The sequence below is a fragment of the Martelella sp. genome (genome assembly GCF_984369615.1).
Genome location: NZ_CFHTCS010000085.1, coordinates 1 through 14,308 on the forward strand (window position 1 = coordinate 1; position 14,308 = coordinate 14,308).

13 protein-coding genes are annotated in these 14,308 nt (G+C 64.1%); 12 read left to right on the plus strand and 1 reads right to left on the minus strand.

Going from position 1 to position 14,308, the window contains the following annotated elements:
- From AC5DC2_RS09230 to ftsA, 12 genes are all read left to right on the plus strand, one after another.
- Positions 1 to 529 (plus strand): penicillin-binding transpeptidase domain-containing protein (locus AC5DC2_RS09230; RefSeq protein ID WP_491698273.1); only part of this gene is annotated, 529 nt, incomplete at its 5' end.
- An 81-nt stretch (positions 530 to 610) separates the two neighbouring features.
- Positions 611 to 2,068: a UDP-N-acetylmuramoyl-L-alanyl-D-glutamate--2,6-diaminopimelate ligase gene (locus tag AC5DC2_RS09235; protein ID WP_491698274.1), complete on the plus strand. Its 1,458-nt coding sequence runs from the start codon at positions 611 to 613 to the stop codon at positions 2,066 to 2,068.
- A gap of 2 nt (positions 2,069 to 2,070) precedes the next feature.
- Entirely contained in the window at positions 2,071 to 3,477 is a 1,407-nt protein-coding gene (locus tag AC5DC2_RS09240; RefSeq protein WP_491698275.1) for a UDP-N-acetylmuramoyl-tripeptide--D-alanyl-D-alanine ligase, read from the plus strand.
- Between the two features lie 133 nt (positions 3,478 to 3,610).
- Positions 3,611 to 4,711, plus strand: a complete 1,101-nt coding sequence (gene mraY, locus AC5DC2_RS09245; RefSeq protein ID WP_024708069.1) for a phospho-N-acetylmuramoyl-pentapeptide-transferase — start codon at positions 3,611 to 3,613, stop codon at positions 4,709 to 4,711.
- Between the two features lie 11 nt (positions 4,712 to 4,722).
- Positions 4,723 to 6,129, plus strand: coding sequence for a UDP-N-acetylmuramoyl-L-alanine--D-glutamate ligase (murD, locus tag AC5DC2_RS09250; protein ID WP_491698276.1), 1,407 nt, complete (start codon positions 4,723 to 4,725; stop codon positions 6,127 to 6,129).
- 3 nt (positions 6,130 to 6,132) lie between these two features.
- The gene (ftsW, locus tag AC5DC2_RS09255) at positions 6,133 to 7,293 is read left to right on the plus strand and encodes a putative lipid II flippase FtsW (RefSeq protein ID WP_024708067.1); all 1,161 of its coding nucleotides are present in this window, start codon (positions 6,133 to 6,135) and stop codon (positions 7,291 to 7,293) included.
- An 8-nt stretch (positions 7,294 to 7,301) separates the two neighbouring features.
- On the plus strand, positions 7,302 to 8,417 hold the full coding sequence (gene murG, locus AC5DC2_RS09260; protein WP_491698277.1) for an undecaprenyldiphospho-muramoylpentapeptide beta-N-acetylglucosaminyltransferase: 1,116 nt from the start codon (positions 7,302 to 7,304) through the stop codon (positions 8,415 to 8,417).
- On the plus strand, positions 8,414 to 9,814 hold the full coding sequence (gene murC / locus AC5DC2_RS09265) for a UDP-N-acetylmuramate--L-alanine ligase (RefSeq protein ID WP_024708065.1): 1,401 nt from the start codon (positions 8,414 to 8,416) through the stop codon (positions 9,812 to 9,814). The genes murG and murC overlap by 4 nt, the downstream gene beginning before the upstream one ends.
- A gap of 12 nt (positions 9,815 to 9,826) precedes the next feature.
- Positions 9,827 to 10,795: a UDP-N-acetylmuramate dehydrogenase gene (murB, locus tag AC5DC2_RS09270; protein ID WP_491698278.1), complete on the plus strand. Its 969-nt coding sequence runs from the start codon at positions 9,827 to 9,829 to the stop codon at positions 10,793 to 10,795.
- Positions 10,796 to 11,006: 211 nt separating this feature from the next.
- Positions 11,007 to 11,930: a D-alanine--D-alanine ligase gene (locus AC5DC2_RS09275; protein ID WP_491698279.1), complete on the plus strand. Its 924-nt coding sequence runs from the start codon at positions 11,007 to 11,009 to the stop codon at positions 11,928 to 11,930.
- Positions 11,927 to 12,844, plus strand: coding sequence for a cell division protein FtsQ/DivIB (locus AC5DC2_RS09280; RefSeq protein ID WP_491698281.1), 918 nt, complete (start codon positions 11,927 to 11,929; stop codon positions 12,842 to 12,844). Before AC5DC2_RS09275 ends, AC5DC2_RS09280 begins: the two co-directional genes overlap by 4 nt.
- The gene (ftsA, locus tag AC5DC2_RS09285) at positions 12,841 to 14,160 is read left to right on the plus strand and encodes a cell division protein FtsA (protein WP_024708061.1); all 1,320 of its coding nucleotides are present in this window, start codon (positions 12,841 to 12,843) and stop codon (positions 14,158 to 14,160) included. The genes AC5DC2_RS09280 and ftsA overlap by 4 nt, the downstream gene beginning before the upstream one ends.
- Here the strand turns inward: ftsA and AC5DC2_RS09290 are convergent.
- The coding region (locus AC5DC2_RS09290) for a hypothetical protein (RefSeq protein ID WP_491698280.1) at positions 14,125 to 14,308 on the minus strand (184 nt) is incomplete at its 5' end. The genes ftsA and AC5DC2_RS09290 overlap by 36 nt on opposite strands.

Consider the following 14,308-nt stretch of genomic DNA (forward strand, 5'->3'; position numbering starts at 1 on the left):
CGTTTTCTCCGCGACCGTTTCCTTCGGCCAGGGCGTGACCACGACATCGCTGCAGACCGCCGCCGCGGCCGCCGCGCTGGTCAACGGCGGCAAGCTTCTGACGCCGACCTTCCTGCCGCGCAGCCGCGAGGAGGCTGATCGGGTCGCCAGGCACGTGGTTTCGAAGGAAACCAGCGACAAGATGCGCTATCTCCTGAGGCTGAACGGCACGAACGGCTCCGGCCGGAACGGGCAGGTGCCCGGCTATCGCGTCGGCGCCAAGACCGGCACGTCGGAAAAGATCATCGACGGCAAATATTCGAAAGATCGCAATTTCAACGCATTTCTTGCCGCATTTCCCATGGACAACCCGCAATATGTCGTCCTGGTGACGATTGACGATGCCAAGAAGGTCGAGGGGGTCCCCGGCCGCACGGCTGCCTGGAACGCCGGCCCTATGACCGGCGAGGTCATTCGTCGCATCGCGCCCATCCTTGGGGTCGACCCTGATTTCGGACAAGAAGGCAATGCGCTTCTTGCGGGATATTGAGATATGATTCGGGCCGGCCCGGCCCGAGACCGGCCTTGGGCAGCGTTGGACAATGCCGGAGATTAAGAGAAGATATCGACAATGTTGATGCGGATGCTTGCCGGAACGGCCTTTCCTGAACTGAATGCGGCGCTTGCCGGTCGCGCCGGCGCGATCGAGATCACCGGGGTGACCGCCGACAGCCGGACGGCGAAGCCCGGCGCCCTGTTCGTCGCCATTGCCGGCACCAGGGCCGATGGCGCGGCCTATATAGAGGATGCGGCCGAAAGGGGAGCTGCGATCGCCGTCAGCGCGACCGCTCTCGACAGCGCCAGGATACCGGTGTTGCAGGTCGACAATCCGCGCCTGTTCCTCGCGCTTGCCGCCGCCCGTTTCTTCGGCGCCCAGCCGCAGACCATGATCGCCGTGACCGGGACGGCCGGCAAGACTTCGGTGGCCGCCTTCACGCGCCAGATCTGGGCCCATGCCGGGCATCCTGTCGCCATGATCGGCACCACCGGCGTGACAGCGCCGGGCCGCAAGGACTATGGCGCGCTGACGACGCCCGATCCCGCCGTCCTGCATGCTTTGCTGGCCGAACTGGCTGCCGACGGCGTGACCCATGCGGCGATGGAGGCCTCCAGCCACGGGCTCGACCAGTACCGGCTTGACGGCGTTCGCCTTGCGGCGGCCGGCTTTACCAATCTTGGGCGTGACCACATGGATTACCACCCGACGGTGGAACATTATTTCGCCGCCAAGATGCATCTCTTCGACCGCGTTCTGCCGCGCGGGCTGCCGGCGATCATCAACGCCGACGACGCATGGTCGGGCCGCGCAGCCGAGGCCGCGAAAGCGGCCGGGCACGAAGTGCTGACGGTCGGTCGCAAGGGCGATTTCCTGACGCTGAAACGCGCCGAGCAGAAGCGCGACAGCCAGTTTGCAGAAGTTCTGCATGCGGGTTCGATCCACGAGGTGCGCCTGCCGCTTGCCGGTGAATTCCAGATATCGAATGCCCTTGTCGCCGCCGGTCTTGCGATCGCCACCGGCGTTCCGGCAAAGGACGCGCTTGCCGCCCTCGAAAAACTGGAAGGCGCAGACGGCCGGCTGCAGCTTGCCGGCAAGGCGGCAAACGGCGCGCTGGCCTATGTGGACTATGCCCACAAGCCGGACGCGCTGGAAAAGGTTCTGGCCGCCGTCCGGCCCTTTACCACCGGCCGCGTCATCGTCGTCTTCGGCTGCGGCGGCGACCGCGACAAGGGCAAGCGGCCGATCATGGGCGAGATTGCCGCGCGGCTTGCCGATGTCGTGATCGTCACCGACGACAACCCGCGCTCCGAAGAGCCGGACGTGATCCGGTCCGAGATCATGGCGGCCGCGCCCGGCGCGATCGAGATCGGCGATCGCCGCGAGGCCATCATCCATGCGGCCGCTCTTCTGAAAACGGGCGACACGCTGATCGTCGCCGGCAAGGGACATGAGGAAGGGCAGACGGCCAATGGCGTCACCCGCCCCTTCTCCGATATTGCTGAAGTGAAAAAAGCGCTGGAGGGTATCTGACCGTGAGTTTGCTATGGACATCAGCCGAAATGGTCGCGGCCATGGATGGCCGTCCGCTGGGCGAACTGCCGGAAGGCATCAACGGCATTTCCATCGACAGCCGCTCGATTGCCCCCGGCGAAGCCTTCTTCGCCATCAAGGGCGACCGGGCGGACGGCCATTCCTTCGCAGGGCTTGCCGCCGCCAACGGCGCGGGGCTTCTGGTCATCTCCGAGGCGAAGTTGCCGGCGCTCGGGCGTCTCACCTGTCCGATGATCGTGGTCGATGACGTGCTGGAGGCGATGGTGCGTCTCGCCGAGGCCGCGCGCGCGCGCGTTGCGGGCCGGATCATCGCCGTCACCGGTTCGGTCGGCAAGACTTCGACCAAGGAGATGATCGCGCGCGGGCTGAAGGCGTCCGGCAAGGTGCACGCGGCGGTCTCTTCCTTCAACAATCACTGGGGCGTGCCGCTGACGCTCGCGCGCATGCCGGCCGACACCGAATTCGGCGTGTTCGAGATCGGCATGAACCATTCCGGCGAAATCCGCCCGTTGACAAAACTGGTGCGCCCGCATGTCGCATTGGTGACGACGATCGCGCCGGTTCATATCGGCAATTTCTCCGGGCTCAGGGAAATCACCGCCGCCAAGGCGGAGATCTTCGAGGGGCTGGAGCCGGAGGGAGCGGCGATCATCAACCGCGACATCGAGGAATTCGAGCCCCTGGCGCGGGTCGCGAAGAATTGCGGCGCGCAGATCGTTTCCTTCGGCGAACATGCCAAGGCGCTGTTCCGGCTGCTCGACTACCGCACCGTCGGCGAAAAGGGGCACGTCCAGGCGCTGCTCGGCACGGAAGAGCCGGTTTCCTTCAATCTCGGTCTGCCCGGCCAGCATATGGCGGAAAACGCGCTTGCGGCGCTTGCCGCGATCTCCATGGCCGGCGGCGATGCCCATGCAGCCCTGGAAGCGCTCGAGAATGCCGAACAGCTGAAGGGCAGGGGGCAGCGCCGGCTGCTTTCGATCGGCAATGGCAGCTTCACCCTGATCGATGAAAGCTATAACGCCAATCCGGCCTCGATGCGGGCCGCACTGGAATTGCTGGGCGCGGGCACGGGCGACGGACGCAGGATCGCCATACTCGGCGATATGCTGGAACTCGGCGACTATGCCGCCGAAGCGCATGAGGCGCTTGCCGGACCGCTGGTCTCGGCCGGCGTCACCGATGTCTGGCTTGCGGGAGAGCATATGCAGGTTCTCAGAGACGCTCTTCCGGAAAGTATTGCTGTGGAATACCGGGCGAATGCCGACGAACTGGCGGAATTCGCCATCGGCGCGGTCGCGGCCGGAGACACGGTGATGGTAAAGTCATCCAACGGGCTGGGATTCGGCAGGATCGTCGCGAGACTGACCGGGGCCTATCCCGCGCGGTGATAAACCGCTGATAAACGATTTTCGTGGTAAACAGACGTTTGACATGCCGCGAGATACGCAATTATGAAGCGCCGGTTGCGGCCCGTTCGGGGGCCGGTTCGGCGCGTTCCGCCGTCGCTGGAAAGGGGCGTTCATGCTGATTTGGCTTGTGGAGCTGTCCGACAAGTTCCAGTTTTTCAATCTGTTCCGCTATATCACCTTCCGCTCCGGCGCTGCTGTCTTCACCTCGGCCCTGATCGTCTTCCTCTTCGGTCCGCGCATCATCGCCGCGCTCAGAATCAGGCAGGGAAAGGGCCAGCCGATCCGCGCAGACGGTCCGCAGACGCATTTCAAGAAGGCCGGCACGCCGACCATGGGCGGGCTGATGATCCTCGCGGGCATCGTCGGCTCCGCGCTGTTGTGGGCCGATCTTTCAAACGCCTATGTGGTCGCCACGCTGCTGGTCACGCTCGGTTTCGGGGCGATCGGCTTTTACGACGACTATCTCAAGGTCACCAAACAGTCCGACAAGGGCTTTTCCGGCAGGCGGCGGTTGTTCTTCGAATTCATCATCGCCGGCGTTGCCGTCGCCTTCATGATGTATGCCGCCAATCTGGCGACGATCGACGGCGCGACGCTCGGCTCGGCGCTGACCTTTCCCTTCTTCAAGGACGTGATCATCGATCTCGGCTGGTTCTTCATCCCCTTCGGCGCCTTCGTGATCGTCGCCGCGGGAAATTCGGTGAACCTGACCGACGGCCTTGACGGGCTTGCCACCGTGCCGGTGATCATCGCCTCCGGCTCCTTCGCGCTGATCGCCTATGTCGTCGGCAATTCGGTCTTCGCCACCTATCTGCAGATCAATTACGTGCCGGGCACGGGCGAACTCGTGGTGCTGCTTTCCGCCGTCATTGGCGCCTGCATGGGTTTTTTATGGTTCAACGCCCCGCCTGCGGCGATCTTCATGGGCGATACCGGTTCGCTGGCGCTCGGCGGGCTGATCGGCTCCGTCGCGGTGGCCACCAAGCATGAAATCGTGATGGCGATCATCTGCGGCCTTTTCGTGCTCGAGGCGCTCTCCGTCATCATCCAGGTCGCCGTCTACAAGAAGACCGCCAAGCGGGTCTTCCTGATGGCGCCGATCCACCACCATTTCGAAAAGCTCGGCTGGACCGAGAGCCAGGTCGTGATCCGCTTCTGGATCATCTCCTTCGGCCTCGCCCTGATCGGCCTTTCGACCCTTAAGCTTCGATAGGAAAACAATCCGTGATCCCGGTCTCCGTCTTTTCCGGCAAGAAGGTCGCCCTTTTCGGGCTCGGCGGCTCGGGCCTTGCGAGCGCGAAGGCGCTTGTGACGGGCGGCGCGGATGTGGTCGCCTATGACGACCGCGCAGAAAGCCGGGCGGCGGCGGCCGAAGCGGGTATTGCCGTGGTTGACCTGAGGGAGGCGGACTGGGGTAGCTTCGACGCGCTGGTTCTGGCGCCCGGCGTGCCACTTACCCATCCCAAACCGCACTGGACGGTGGAACTGGCGAGAGCCGCCGGCGTCGAAATCATCGGCGATGTGGAGCTTTTTGCCCGCGAGCGCCGCGCGACTTGCCCCGAGGCCAGGCTGATCGCGATCACCGGCACCAACGGCAAATCGACGACGACGGCGCTGATCGGCCACATCCTCAAGGAAGCCGGGCGCGATGCTGAGGTTGGCGGCAATATCGGCCGCGCGGTGCTCGACCTCGCGCCGCTTTCTACCGAGCGGTTCTACGTGGTGGAATGCTCCTCCTACCAGATCGATCTTTCGCCGACGCTCGATGCAGATGTCGGCCTCCTCCTGAACCTGACGCCGGATCATCTCGACCGTCATGGCGACATGAACCGCTATGCGGCCATCAAGGCGCGGCTGGTGGCAGGCGCGAAAACCGCCGTTATCGGCGCCGACGACGACTTTTGCCGCGCGATAGCCCGCCGCCTGCGCGATGAAGGCCACGCCGTGGTCCCCGTTTCGGCGGATATCACCCATGTCGAGGCGGGTCTTGCCTTTGACGGGCGGGCCATTGTCGCGGCCGAGGATGGCCGCGTGGTTGTCGATCTTTCCGGTCATACGGTTTTGCGCGGCGCGCATAACGGCCAGAACGTCGCCGCGGCGATTGCCGCCTGCCGTGCGGTCGGGCTTTCGGATGCGGAAATCCGCGCCGGCATCGCCACGTTCAAGGGGCTTGCCCACCGCATGCAGCCGATCGCGCGGCGCGGCAGGGTGCTGTTCGTCAATGATTCCAAGGCGACAAATGCGGAAGCGGCGGCGCCCGCGCTGAAAACCTTCGACACGATCTACTGGATCGCCGGCGGACGGGCAAAACAGGGCGGCATTGCCGCGCTCGAGATGTTCTTTCCGAAGATTGCCAGGTCCTATCTGATCGGAGAAGCCGCGGAAGCCTTCGCCGAAACGCTTGCCGGCAGAACCGAGATCGTTCTTTCCGGCACGCTGGAACAGGCGGTGCGCGATGCGGCGGGCGACGCGGCGGCGGATGACAGGGAGGCGCCGGTCGTTCTCCTGTCGCCGGCCTGCGCCAGTTTCGACCAGTTCGGAAGTTTCGAAAAGCGGGGCGATGCCTTCGTCAGCGCCGTGATGGCGCTTGATGGCGTGAGCCCGCCCGATGACAGCGGCAGGGGGAAATAAGCCATGGTCTCTCGCGTCCAACGCGGACCGATCGCGGACTGGTTCTGGACCATCGACCGATGGCTGCTGGCGGCCTTCATCGCGCTGATGGGCATCGGTTTCATGCTGTCCTTCGCCGCATCGCCGGCCGTTGCCGATCGTCTCGGCTATGACAGTTTCCACTTCGTCCGTCGTCACGCGATCTTCCTCGCGCCCTCGCTTGCCGTGATGATCGGGCTTTCCTTCTGTTCGCCGCGGATGATCCGAAGGCTCGCCGTGATCATCCTGGTCGGTTCGCTGATGATGATGGTCGCGACGCTCTTCATCGGCACGGCCAATAACGGGTCAAGACGGTGGATCGTGCTGGCCGGCTTTTCGCTGCAGCCGTCGGAATTCCTCAAGCCTGCCTTCGCCGTGGTCTGCGCCTGGCTGTTTGCCGAGCACCACCGCTATCCGGAGATACCGGGCAATCTCTTTGCCGGACTGCTGTTCATCATTTCCGCCGTGCTCCTGATCGCCCAGCCGGACTTCGGCCAGACCGTGCTTCTGGGCATCGTCTGGGGCGGCATTTTCTTCATGGCCGGCATGTCGTGGCTCTGGATTGCCGGGCTCGCGGGCGCGGGCGTTGCCGGTTTTCTCGCGGCCTATGCCTGGCTGCCGCACGTGACCTCGCGTATCGACCGGTTCCTGACAGGCGAGGGCGACAATCTCCAGGTCGAGCTTGCCGCCAAGGCTATCCAGCAGGGCGGGCTTTTCGGTCTCGGGCCGGGCGAGGGCATCGTCAAGCGCCGCCTGCCCGACAGCCATACGGACTTCGTCTTCTCCGTCGCGGCGGAGGAATTCGGCATTCTCTTCTGCATGTTCATCGTCGCGATCTTCGCCTTCATCGTGCTGCGCGGGCTCACACACGCCTATCGCGAGCGCGATGATTTTGCCCGTTTCGCCGTTGCCGGCCTCGTTCTGCAGATCGGCATGCAGTCGATCATCAATATCGGCGTTGCGCTGCAGCTGATGCCGGCCAAGGGCATGACCCTGCCGCTGATCTCTGCCGGGGGCTCGTCGATGATCGCAACCTGCGTCGGCGCGGGCTTTATTTTGGCGTTGACGCGCCACCGGCCGGAAAAGCGCGCCCGACAGGACCACTTCTTTCAGCCGGGCCGATCGCGCGGCGTACCGGCGGAATAGGTTTTACCATGGAAAGCAAGCTCTTCTTCCTCGCCGCCGGCGGGACCGGCGGACATGTTTTTCCGGCGGAAGCCCTGGCGCATGAACTGATCCGCCGGGGCCACACCCTCCATCTGGTGACGGATAGCCGCGCCGAGCGCTATTCGGGAAGCTTTCCGGCGGAAATGATCCACATCGTGCCTTCGGCCACGATCGGCTCGAAGAACCCGATCTCGATCATCCGGGCCGGCTTCACACTGTTCAAGGGCTCGCGCGTGGCGCGGTCGCTGTTTGCGGCGTTCAGGCCTGCCGCGGTGATCGGCTTCGGCGGCTATCCGACGGTGCCTCCGCTCTATGCGGCAGCGGCCAGCGGCATTCCGTCCATGCTGCATGAGCAGAATGCGGTGATGGGGCGCGCCAACAAGATGCTGGCCCCGCGCGTCAACGCCATTGCCGGCGGTTTCCTGACGGGCGAGGGCGAGCCGCTCGGCGCAAAGATATTTCAGACGGGCAATCCGGTACGGCCTGCCGTTCTGGAGGCGGCGAAGACCACCTATGGCGAGCGGACGGCGGACGCGCCCTTCAACCTCCTTGTCTTCGGCGGCAGCCAGGGGGCCCATTTCTTTGCCGATGCCGTTCCCGATGCGCTTGCCCGCCTTTCGCCCGAGATGCGAGCCCTGTTCCGCGTCACGCAGCAGGCGCGGCCGGAAGACGTCGATGCCGTGGCCGCGCGCTTTGCCGAACTCGGCATTCCGGCGGACATCTCGCCCTTCTTCTCCGACATGGCACGGCGGATCGCAGAGGCCCATCTCGTCGTCTGCCGCTCCGGCGCCTCGACGGTGTCGGAACTCTCCGTTATCGGGCGTCCGGCGATCTATGTGCCCTATCCCCATGCGCTCGATCATGACCAGGCGGCCAATGCGGCGCTGGTTGCGGCGAACGGAGGCGCTGAGGTCGTGCGCCAGTCCGCGTTGACGGGCGAGCGTTTTTCGGAATTGTTAACCGAAGCGGTGAATGATCCGGAGAAACTGACTGCCGCGGCGCTCGCGGCAAAGGATGCAGGCAAACCCGACGCGACGGAACGGCTCGCCGATATGGCTGAGGCTCTGGCGTCGGGCAGAAAGATTGAAGGAACGGAAAGATGAAAATGCCACAGGCGATCGGTGTCGTTCATTTTGTCGGCATCGGTGGTATCGGCATGAGCGGCATTGCCGAGGTTCTCAAGAACCTCGGCTATCGGGTTCAGGGGTCCGACCAGGCCGAAAGCGCCAATGTGACGCGGCTGCGCGGGAAGGGCATTGCCGTTTCCATCGGCCACCGGCCCGAGAATCTGGGCGACGCGGAAGTGGTTGTCGTTTCCTCGGCGATCAAGCGCGCCAATCCGGAACTCGTCGCCGCGCGCGAAAAACACCTGCCGGTGGTTCGCCGCGCCGAGATGCTGGCGGAACTGATGCGCTTTCGTGACGCGATCGCCATTGGCGGCACCCACGGCAAGACCACGACGACCTCGATGGTCGCCGCCCTGCTTGACGCCGGCAATCTCGATCCGACGGTCATCAATGGCGGCATCATCAATGCCTATGGCACCAATGCACGCATGGGCGAGGGGGAATGGATGGTGGTCGAGGCGGATGAATCCGATGGCACCTTCCTGAAACTGCCGGCCGAAATCGCCGTCGTCACCAATATCGATCCGGAACATCTCGACCATTACGGCACGTTTGACGGCGTGCGCGCCGCTTTCCGCCAGTTCGTGGAAAACGTGCCGTTCTACGGCTGCGGCGTGCTGTGCCTCGACCATCCGGAGGTACAGTCGCTTGTCGGCCAGATCGAGGACCGGCGCATCGTTACCTATGGCGAGAACCGCCAGGCCGATGTGCGCTTCTCCAATATCCGCAATGAAGGCATCCACACGATCTTCGACGTCGATATCCGCCGCCGCCGCCGGCCTTCGGTGAAGCTTGAGAACCTGGCCCTGCCGATGCCGGGCCGCCACAATGTCTCCAATGCGACGGCCGCGATCGCCGTTGCCGACCGGTTGCATATCTCCGAGGCGGACATCCGCAAGGGGCTTGCGGCCTTTGGCGGCGTCAAGCGGCGGTTCACGCTTGTCGGCACCTGGAACGATGTGCAGATTTTCGATGATTACGGCCATCACCCCGTCGAAATCCGCTCCGTCCTGCGCGCCGCGCGCGAGGCCTGCAACGGCCGGATCATCGCCATCCACCAGCCGCACCGCTATTCGCGGCTGGAAAGCCTGTTCGAGGATTTCACCAATTGCTTCAACGATGCCGACACGGTGTTCATCGCCCCCGTCTATGCGGCGGGCGAAGACCCGCGCGAAGGCTATGACGGCGAAACGCTCGCTGCCGGCATCAGGGCCGCCGGTCACCGCGACGCGCGCTATCTCGCCGCCGAGGAAGAATTGGCGGCACGCATCGCCGGCGTCGCCGAACCGGGCGATTTCGTCGTCATGCTCGGCGCAGGCAGCATCACCCAGTGGGCCGCGCGCCTGCCGCTCGCGCTCGAAGAAACGGCGTGATGGAGCGGATCCATGCTTGACGGCAAAGAACTGATCGAGCGGCTCGGCAAGGCCGCGACCGAACTGCGGGGCCGGCTCGTGCCCAATACGGCGATGGAGCGGGTGACCTGGCTGCGTGCCGGCGGCCCGGCCGAACTTCTGTTCCAGCCGCTCGACGAGGATGATCTGAGGCTGTTTCTTCAGGCGCTGCCCGAGGATGTGCCGCTTTGCGTCATCGGCGTCGGCTCGAACCTTCTGGTGCGCGACGGCGGCATTTCCGGCGCCGTTGTCCGCCTTTCGGCGAAGGGCTTTGGCGGACAGGAAATGGCGGGTGAAAACCGGATCATCGCCGGCGCGATCTCGCCGGACAAGCATATCGCCGGTTTCGCCATGGACCAGGGGATCGGCGGCTTTTCCTTCATGTACGGCATTCCCGGCTCGCTCGGCGGCGCGCTGGCGATGAATGCCGGCGCCCATGGCTCGGAGATTTCCGATCGCGTGGTGGAGATCTATGGTCTGGACCGCAGCGGCAAGAAAGTGACGATCCCGCGCGAGGCCATGCGCTATGACTATCGCTCCGCCGCCGTGCCGAAGGGCGTGATCTTCACCGGCGCGCTGCTCGAGGGCTTTGCCCGGGAGCGGTCGGCGATTCGCGACGAGATGGAGACGGTGCGTGCCCACCGCGAGACCGCTCAGCCGGTGCAGGAGAAGACCGGCGGCTCGACCTTCAAGAATCCCGACGGTCAGTCCGCCTGGCGCCTGATCGACGAGGCCGGCTGCCGCGGGCTGATGATCGGCGGCGCGCAGATGTCGCCGATGCACTGCAATTTCATGATCAATCGCGGTAATGCGTCTGCCCACGATCTGGAATATCTCGGCGAGACCGTGCGCGAACGCGTCTACAACCACTCCGGCATTCTGCTGGAATGGGAAATCCGGCGCATCGGACGCTTCCTTGCCGGCCGCGATGTCTATGAATTCGTCCCCCAGGAACTGGACTGAAGCTCTGCGCCGCACTGGCCTTTCCGCGGGGCGTTAGCGCTGTCAGGCGGGGCTAAAAGCCTCAGCCGGAACAGCTTTTTCTCGTCCGGTTAACCAAAGTAAACGCTTCATTAACCATCCTCCTTCACTAATGGGGACAAGAAACGCTTTCCTCAAAAAAGCGGTATTCCAGGTGTTGGTCCGGCGTTTGCCGGCAAAGGCGGGGACGGGTATGAGTTCCGGACATGTGGCTGTATTAATGGGCGGGTTTTCCTCCGAGCGTCAGGTCAGCCTGGCGTCGGGAAAGTCCTGCGCCGATGCGCTGGAAGCCGAAGGCTTCCGCGTCAGCCGGATCGATGTGACCCGCGATGTCGCCACCGTGCTTTCCAAGATGAAGCCCGATGTCGCCTTCAATGCGCTGCACGGACCCTTCGGCGAGGACGGAAAGGTCCAGGGCATCCTCGAATATCTTGAGATCCCCTATACCCATTCCGGCGTGCTGGCATCGGCGCTCGCCATGGACAAGGCCCAGGCCAAGCGCGTGGCGTCCGCCTGCGGCGTTCCGGTCGCCGAAAGCCTCCTTCTTCAACGCGGCGAGATCGGCAATACCCATCCGATGGCGCCGCCCTATGTGCTGAAGCCGATCAACGAGGGCTCGTCCTTCGGCGTCCTGATCGTCGACGAGGACCAGGCAAACCCGCCGCAGTCGATCTCGTCCAACGAGTGGACCTTCGGCGAGAAGATCATGGTCGAGCGCTTCATCAAGGGCCGCGAATTCACCTGCGGCGTGATGGACGGCACGGCGCTGTGCGTGACCGAAATCGTTCCCGTCGGCCAGAAATTCTACGATTTCGACGCGAAATATCGGCCCGGCGGATCGAAACACATTCTGCCCGCGGAAATTAAACCGAATATTTACCAAAAGATTCAATCATTGGCCGTTCAGGCGCATCAGGCAATCGGGTGCCGCGGCGTTTCCCGTTCGGATTTCCGTTTCGACGAGACGCTGGGTGAGGACGGCATCATCTGGCTGGAGGTGAACACCCAGCCCGGGATGACCGAAACTTCGCTGGTACCCGAGATGGCTGCCGATGCCGGCTATGATTTTGGTGCATTTCTCCGGTGGATGGTGGAGGACGCTTCGTGTTTGCGATGAAGGCGAAAAAGGGCGATACGGCCGAGAACGGCCGCAGCGAACCCGTCGGACGGAGCGGCGTCCTGCCGCGTCCCGTCAGGCGCGTGGTTCGCGTTTCCGCCGGCCTTCTCACCGGCCGCACGCCCGTGCCGCGCCATGCGGGAAGCCTCGCTGCGCTCGTCTTCTTCGTTGCCGTCGGCGCGAATGCGATAGCCGTTGCCGACAAGGGCGACCTCGTGCGCCGCGCGGCCTTCCAGATTGCCGGCTTTGCGGTCGAGGATATCGAGATCTCCGGCAATGAGCAGACCTCCGAAATCGCCATCCTGCAAAGCCTCGGTCTCGAAGGCGCCTATTCGCTGCGGGGCATCGACGTCCAGCTGGCGCGCGGGCAGCTTCTGAACCTGCCCTGGGTGGCGGAAGCCGATGTGCGCAAGATCTATCCCTCGACGCTGAAGATCACGCTGACCGAACGCGAACCTTACGCGCTCTGGCAGCAGGAAGACGGCCGGACGCTGATGATCGAGCAGAACGGCAATGTCATCGGCCCGCTCAGCGCGCCGAAATTTCGCCGGCTTCCCCTGGTTCTCGGCCAGGGCGGCAATTTCGCCGCCGCCGACATCGACGGCCTGCTCGAAGGCTGGCCGGCGCTTTCCGAGCGCGTGCGCGCCTACAAGCGCGTCGACGGCCGCCGCTGGGACCTCTATCTCGACAACGGCATGATCGTGAAACTGCCGCAGCAGGAAACGGAAACCGCGCTCGGGCGTCTCAAGAGCCTTGAAGAGAGCCGGTCGATCCTGGAGCGCGAGATCGCCGCCGTCGATCTCAGGCTTGAGGACCGGATCGCCATACAGCTGACGCCCGAAGCCATGGAGCGGCGGCAGGCGGCAACGGAGGCGCTCGAGAAGACATTCAAGAACAAGGGGAGGCGCCTGTGAGCCTGTTCGGCGGCGCCGGCTTCGGCCGGGCAAAACCCCTTTCCGCGAAGAAGACGCATATCGTCAGCGTGCTCGATATCGGCTCGTCGAAGATCGTCTGCATGATCGCGCGGCTGACCCCGCGCGCCGAAAGCCAGATCCTCCCGGGGCGCACCCACAATATCGAGATCATCGGCATCGGCCATCAGCGTTCGCAGGGCATCAAGAGCGGCGTCATCGTCAATCTCGATGCGGCCGAGCATGTGATCCGCCAGGCGGTGGATGCGGCCGAAAGCATGGCCGGCATCACGATCGACAGCCTGATCGTCAACGTCTCGGCCGGTCGCATCAAGAGCGATACCTATACGGCGGCGATCGATCTCGGCGGCCAGGATGTCGATGCCTCGGACCTGCGCCGGGTGCTGTCGGCCGTCTCGCGCCGCTCGATCAACGACGAGCGCCAGGTGCTGCATTCGCTGCCGGCCGGCTTCACGCTCGACGGCGAGCGCGGCATCCGCGATCCGCTCGGCATGTATGGCGAGACGCTCGGCGTCGACCTGCATGTGGTCACAGCCGAGCGGCTGGCGCTGCGCAATCTCGAACTCTGCGTCAACCGCGCCCATCTTTCGGTCGAGCGAATGGTGGCCACACCCTATGCCAGCGGACTTGCAGCCCTTGTCGACGACGAGGTCGAACTTGGCTGCGCAGCGATCGACATGGGCGCCGGCACGACGACGATTTCGGTCTTTTCCGAAGGCCGGCTGGTGCATACCGACGCGATCAGTCTCGGGGGGCATCATGTAACCACCGATCTGGCGCGCGGCCTGTCCACCCGCCTGGAAGATGCCGAGCGGCTGAAATGCGTTCACGGCTCGACGCTCGCCTCGAGCGCGGACGAACGCGAGATGATCGCGGTGCCTTCGATCGGCCATGACGACCATGACCAACCACGCCAGATTTCCAAGGCGCTGCTGTCGAAAATCGTCCGGGCTCGGGTGGAGGAAACGCTCGAACTGATCCGCGACCGCATCCAGCTTTCAGGCTATTCGGCGGTCGTCGGAAAGCGGGTGGTGCTGACCGGCGGCGCAAGCCAGCTGATCGGCCTGTGCGAACTCGCGCGGCGCATCTTGAGCCGCAATGTCAGGATCGGCCGTCCGATGGGCGTTTCCGGTCTGCCGCTTCCGGCCAAGGGTCCGTCCTTTGCCACGGCAGCGGGACTGTTGATCTATCCGCAGCTTGCGGAAAGCGAGACCTATGGCGGCGAACAGCGGGGTTTTCTGCCATCGGGAGGCGGACGCCTGTCACGCGTCGGCCAGTGGTTCAGGGAAAGTTTTTAAAGAACACCAAGAGATTGGCCGGCTTGGCGGTGCGGCCATAGCGAGAAGGAACGAAACCAAATGACGATTACGCTTCAAAAGCCAGATATTACCGAACTGAAGCCGCGCATCACCGTTTTCGGTGTCGGCGGCGGCGGCGGCAACGCCG

What these genes read in the sequence shown, in the direction of transcription:
- AC5DC2_RS09235 (WP_491698274.1), top strand. Translation starts at nt 611, where the DNA reads ATGTTGATGCGGATGCTTGCCGGAACGGCCTTTCCTGAACTGAATGCG.
- mraY (WP_024708069.1), top strand. Translation starts at nt 3,611, where the DNA reads ATGCTGATTTGGCTTGTGGAGCTGTCCGACAAGTTCCAGTTTTTCAAT.
- ftsW (WP_024708067.1), top strand. Translation starts at nt 6,133, where the DNA reads ATGGTCTCTCGCGTCCAACGCGGACCGATCGCGGACTGGTTCTGGACC.
- murG (WP_491698277.1), top strand. Translation starts at nt 7,302, where the DNA reads ATGGAAAGCAAGCTCTTCTTCCTCGCCGCCGGCGGGACCGGCGGACAT.
- murC (WP_024708065.1), top strand. Translation starts at nt 8,414, where the DNA reads ATGAAAATGCCACAGGCGATCGGTGTCGTTCATTTTGTCGGCATCGGT.
- murB (WP_491698278.1), top strand. Translation starts at nt 9,827, where the DNA reads ATGCTTGACGGCAAAGAACTGATCGAGCGGCTCGGCAAGGCCGCGACC.
- AC5DC2_RS09275 (WP_491698279.1), top strand. Translation starts at nt 11,007, where the DNA reads ATGAGTTCCGGACATGTGGCTGTATTAATGGGCGGGTTTTCCTCCGAG.
- AC5DC2_RS09280 (WP_491698281.1), top strand. Translation starts at nt 11,927, where the DNA reads ATGAAGGCGAAAAAGGGCGATACGGCCGAGAACGGCCGCAGCGAACCC.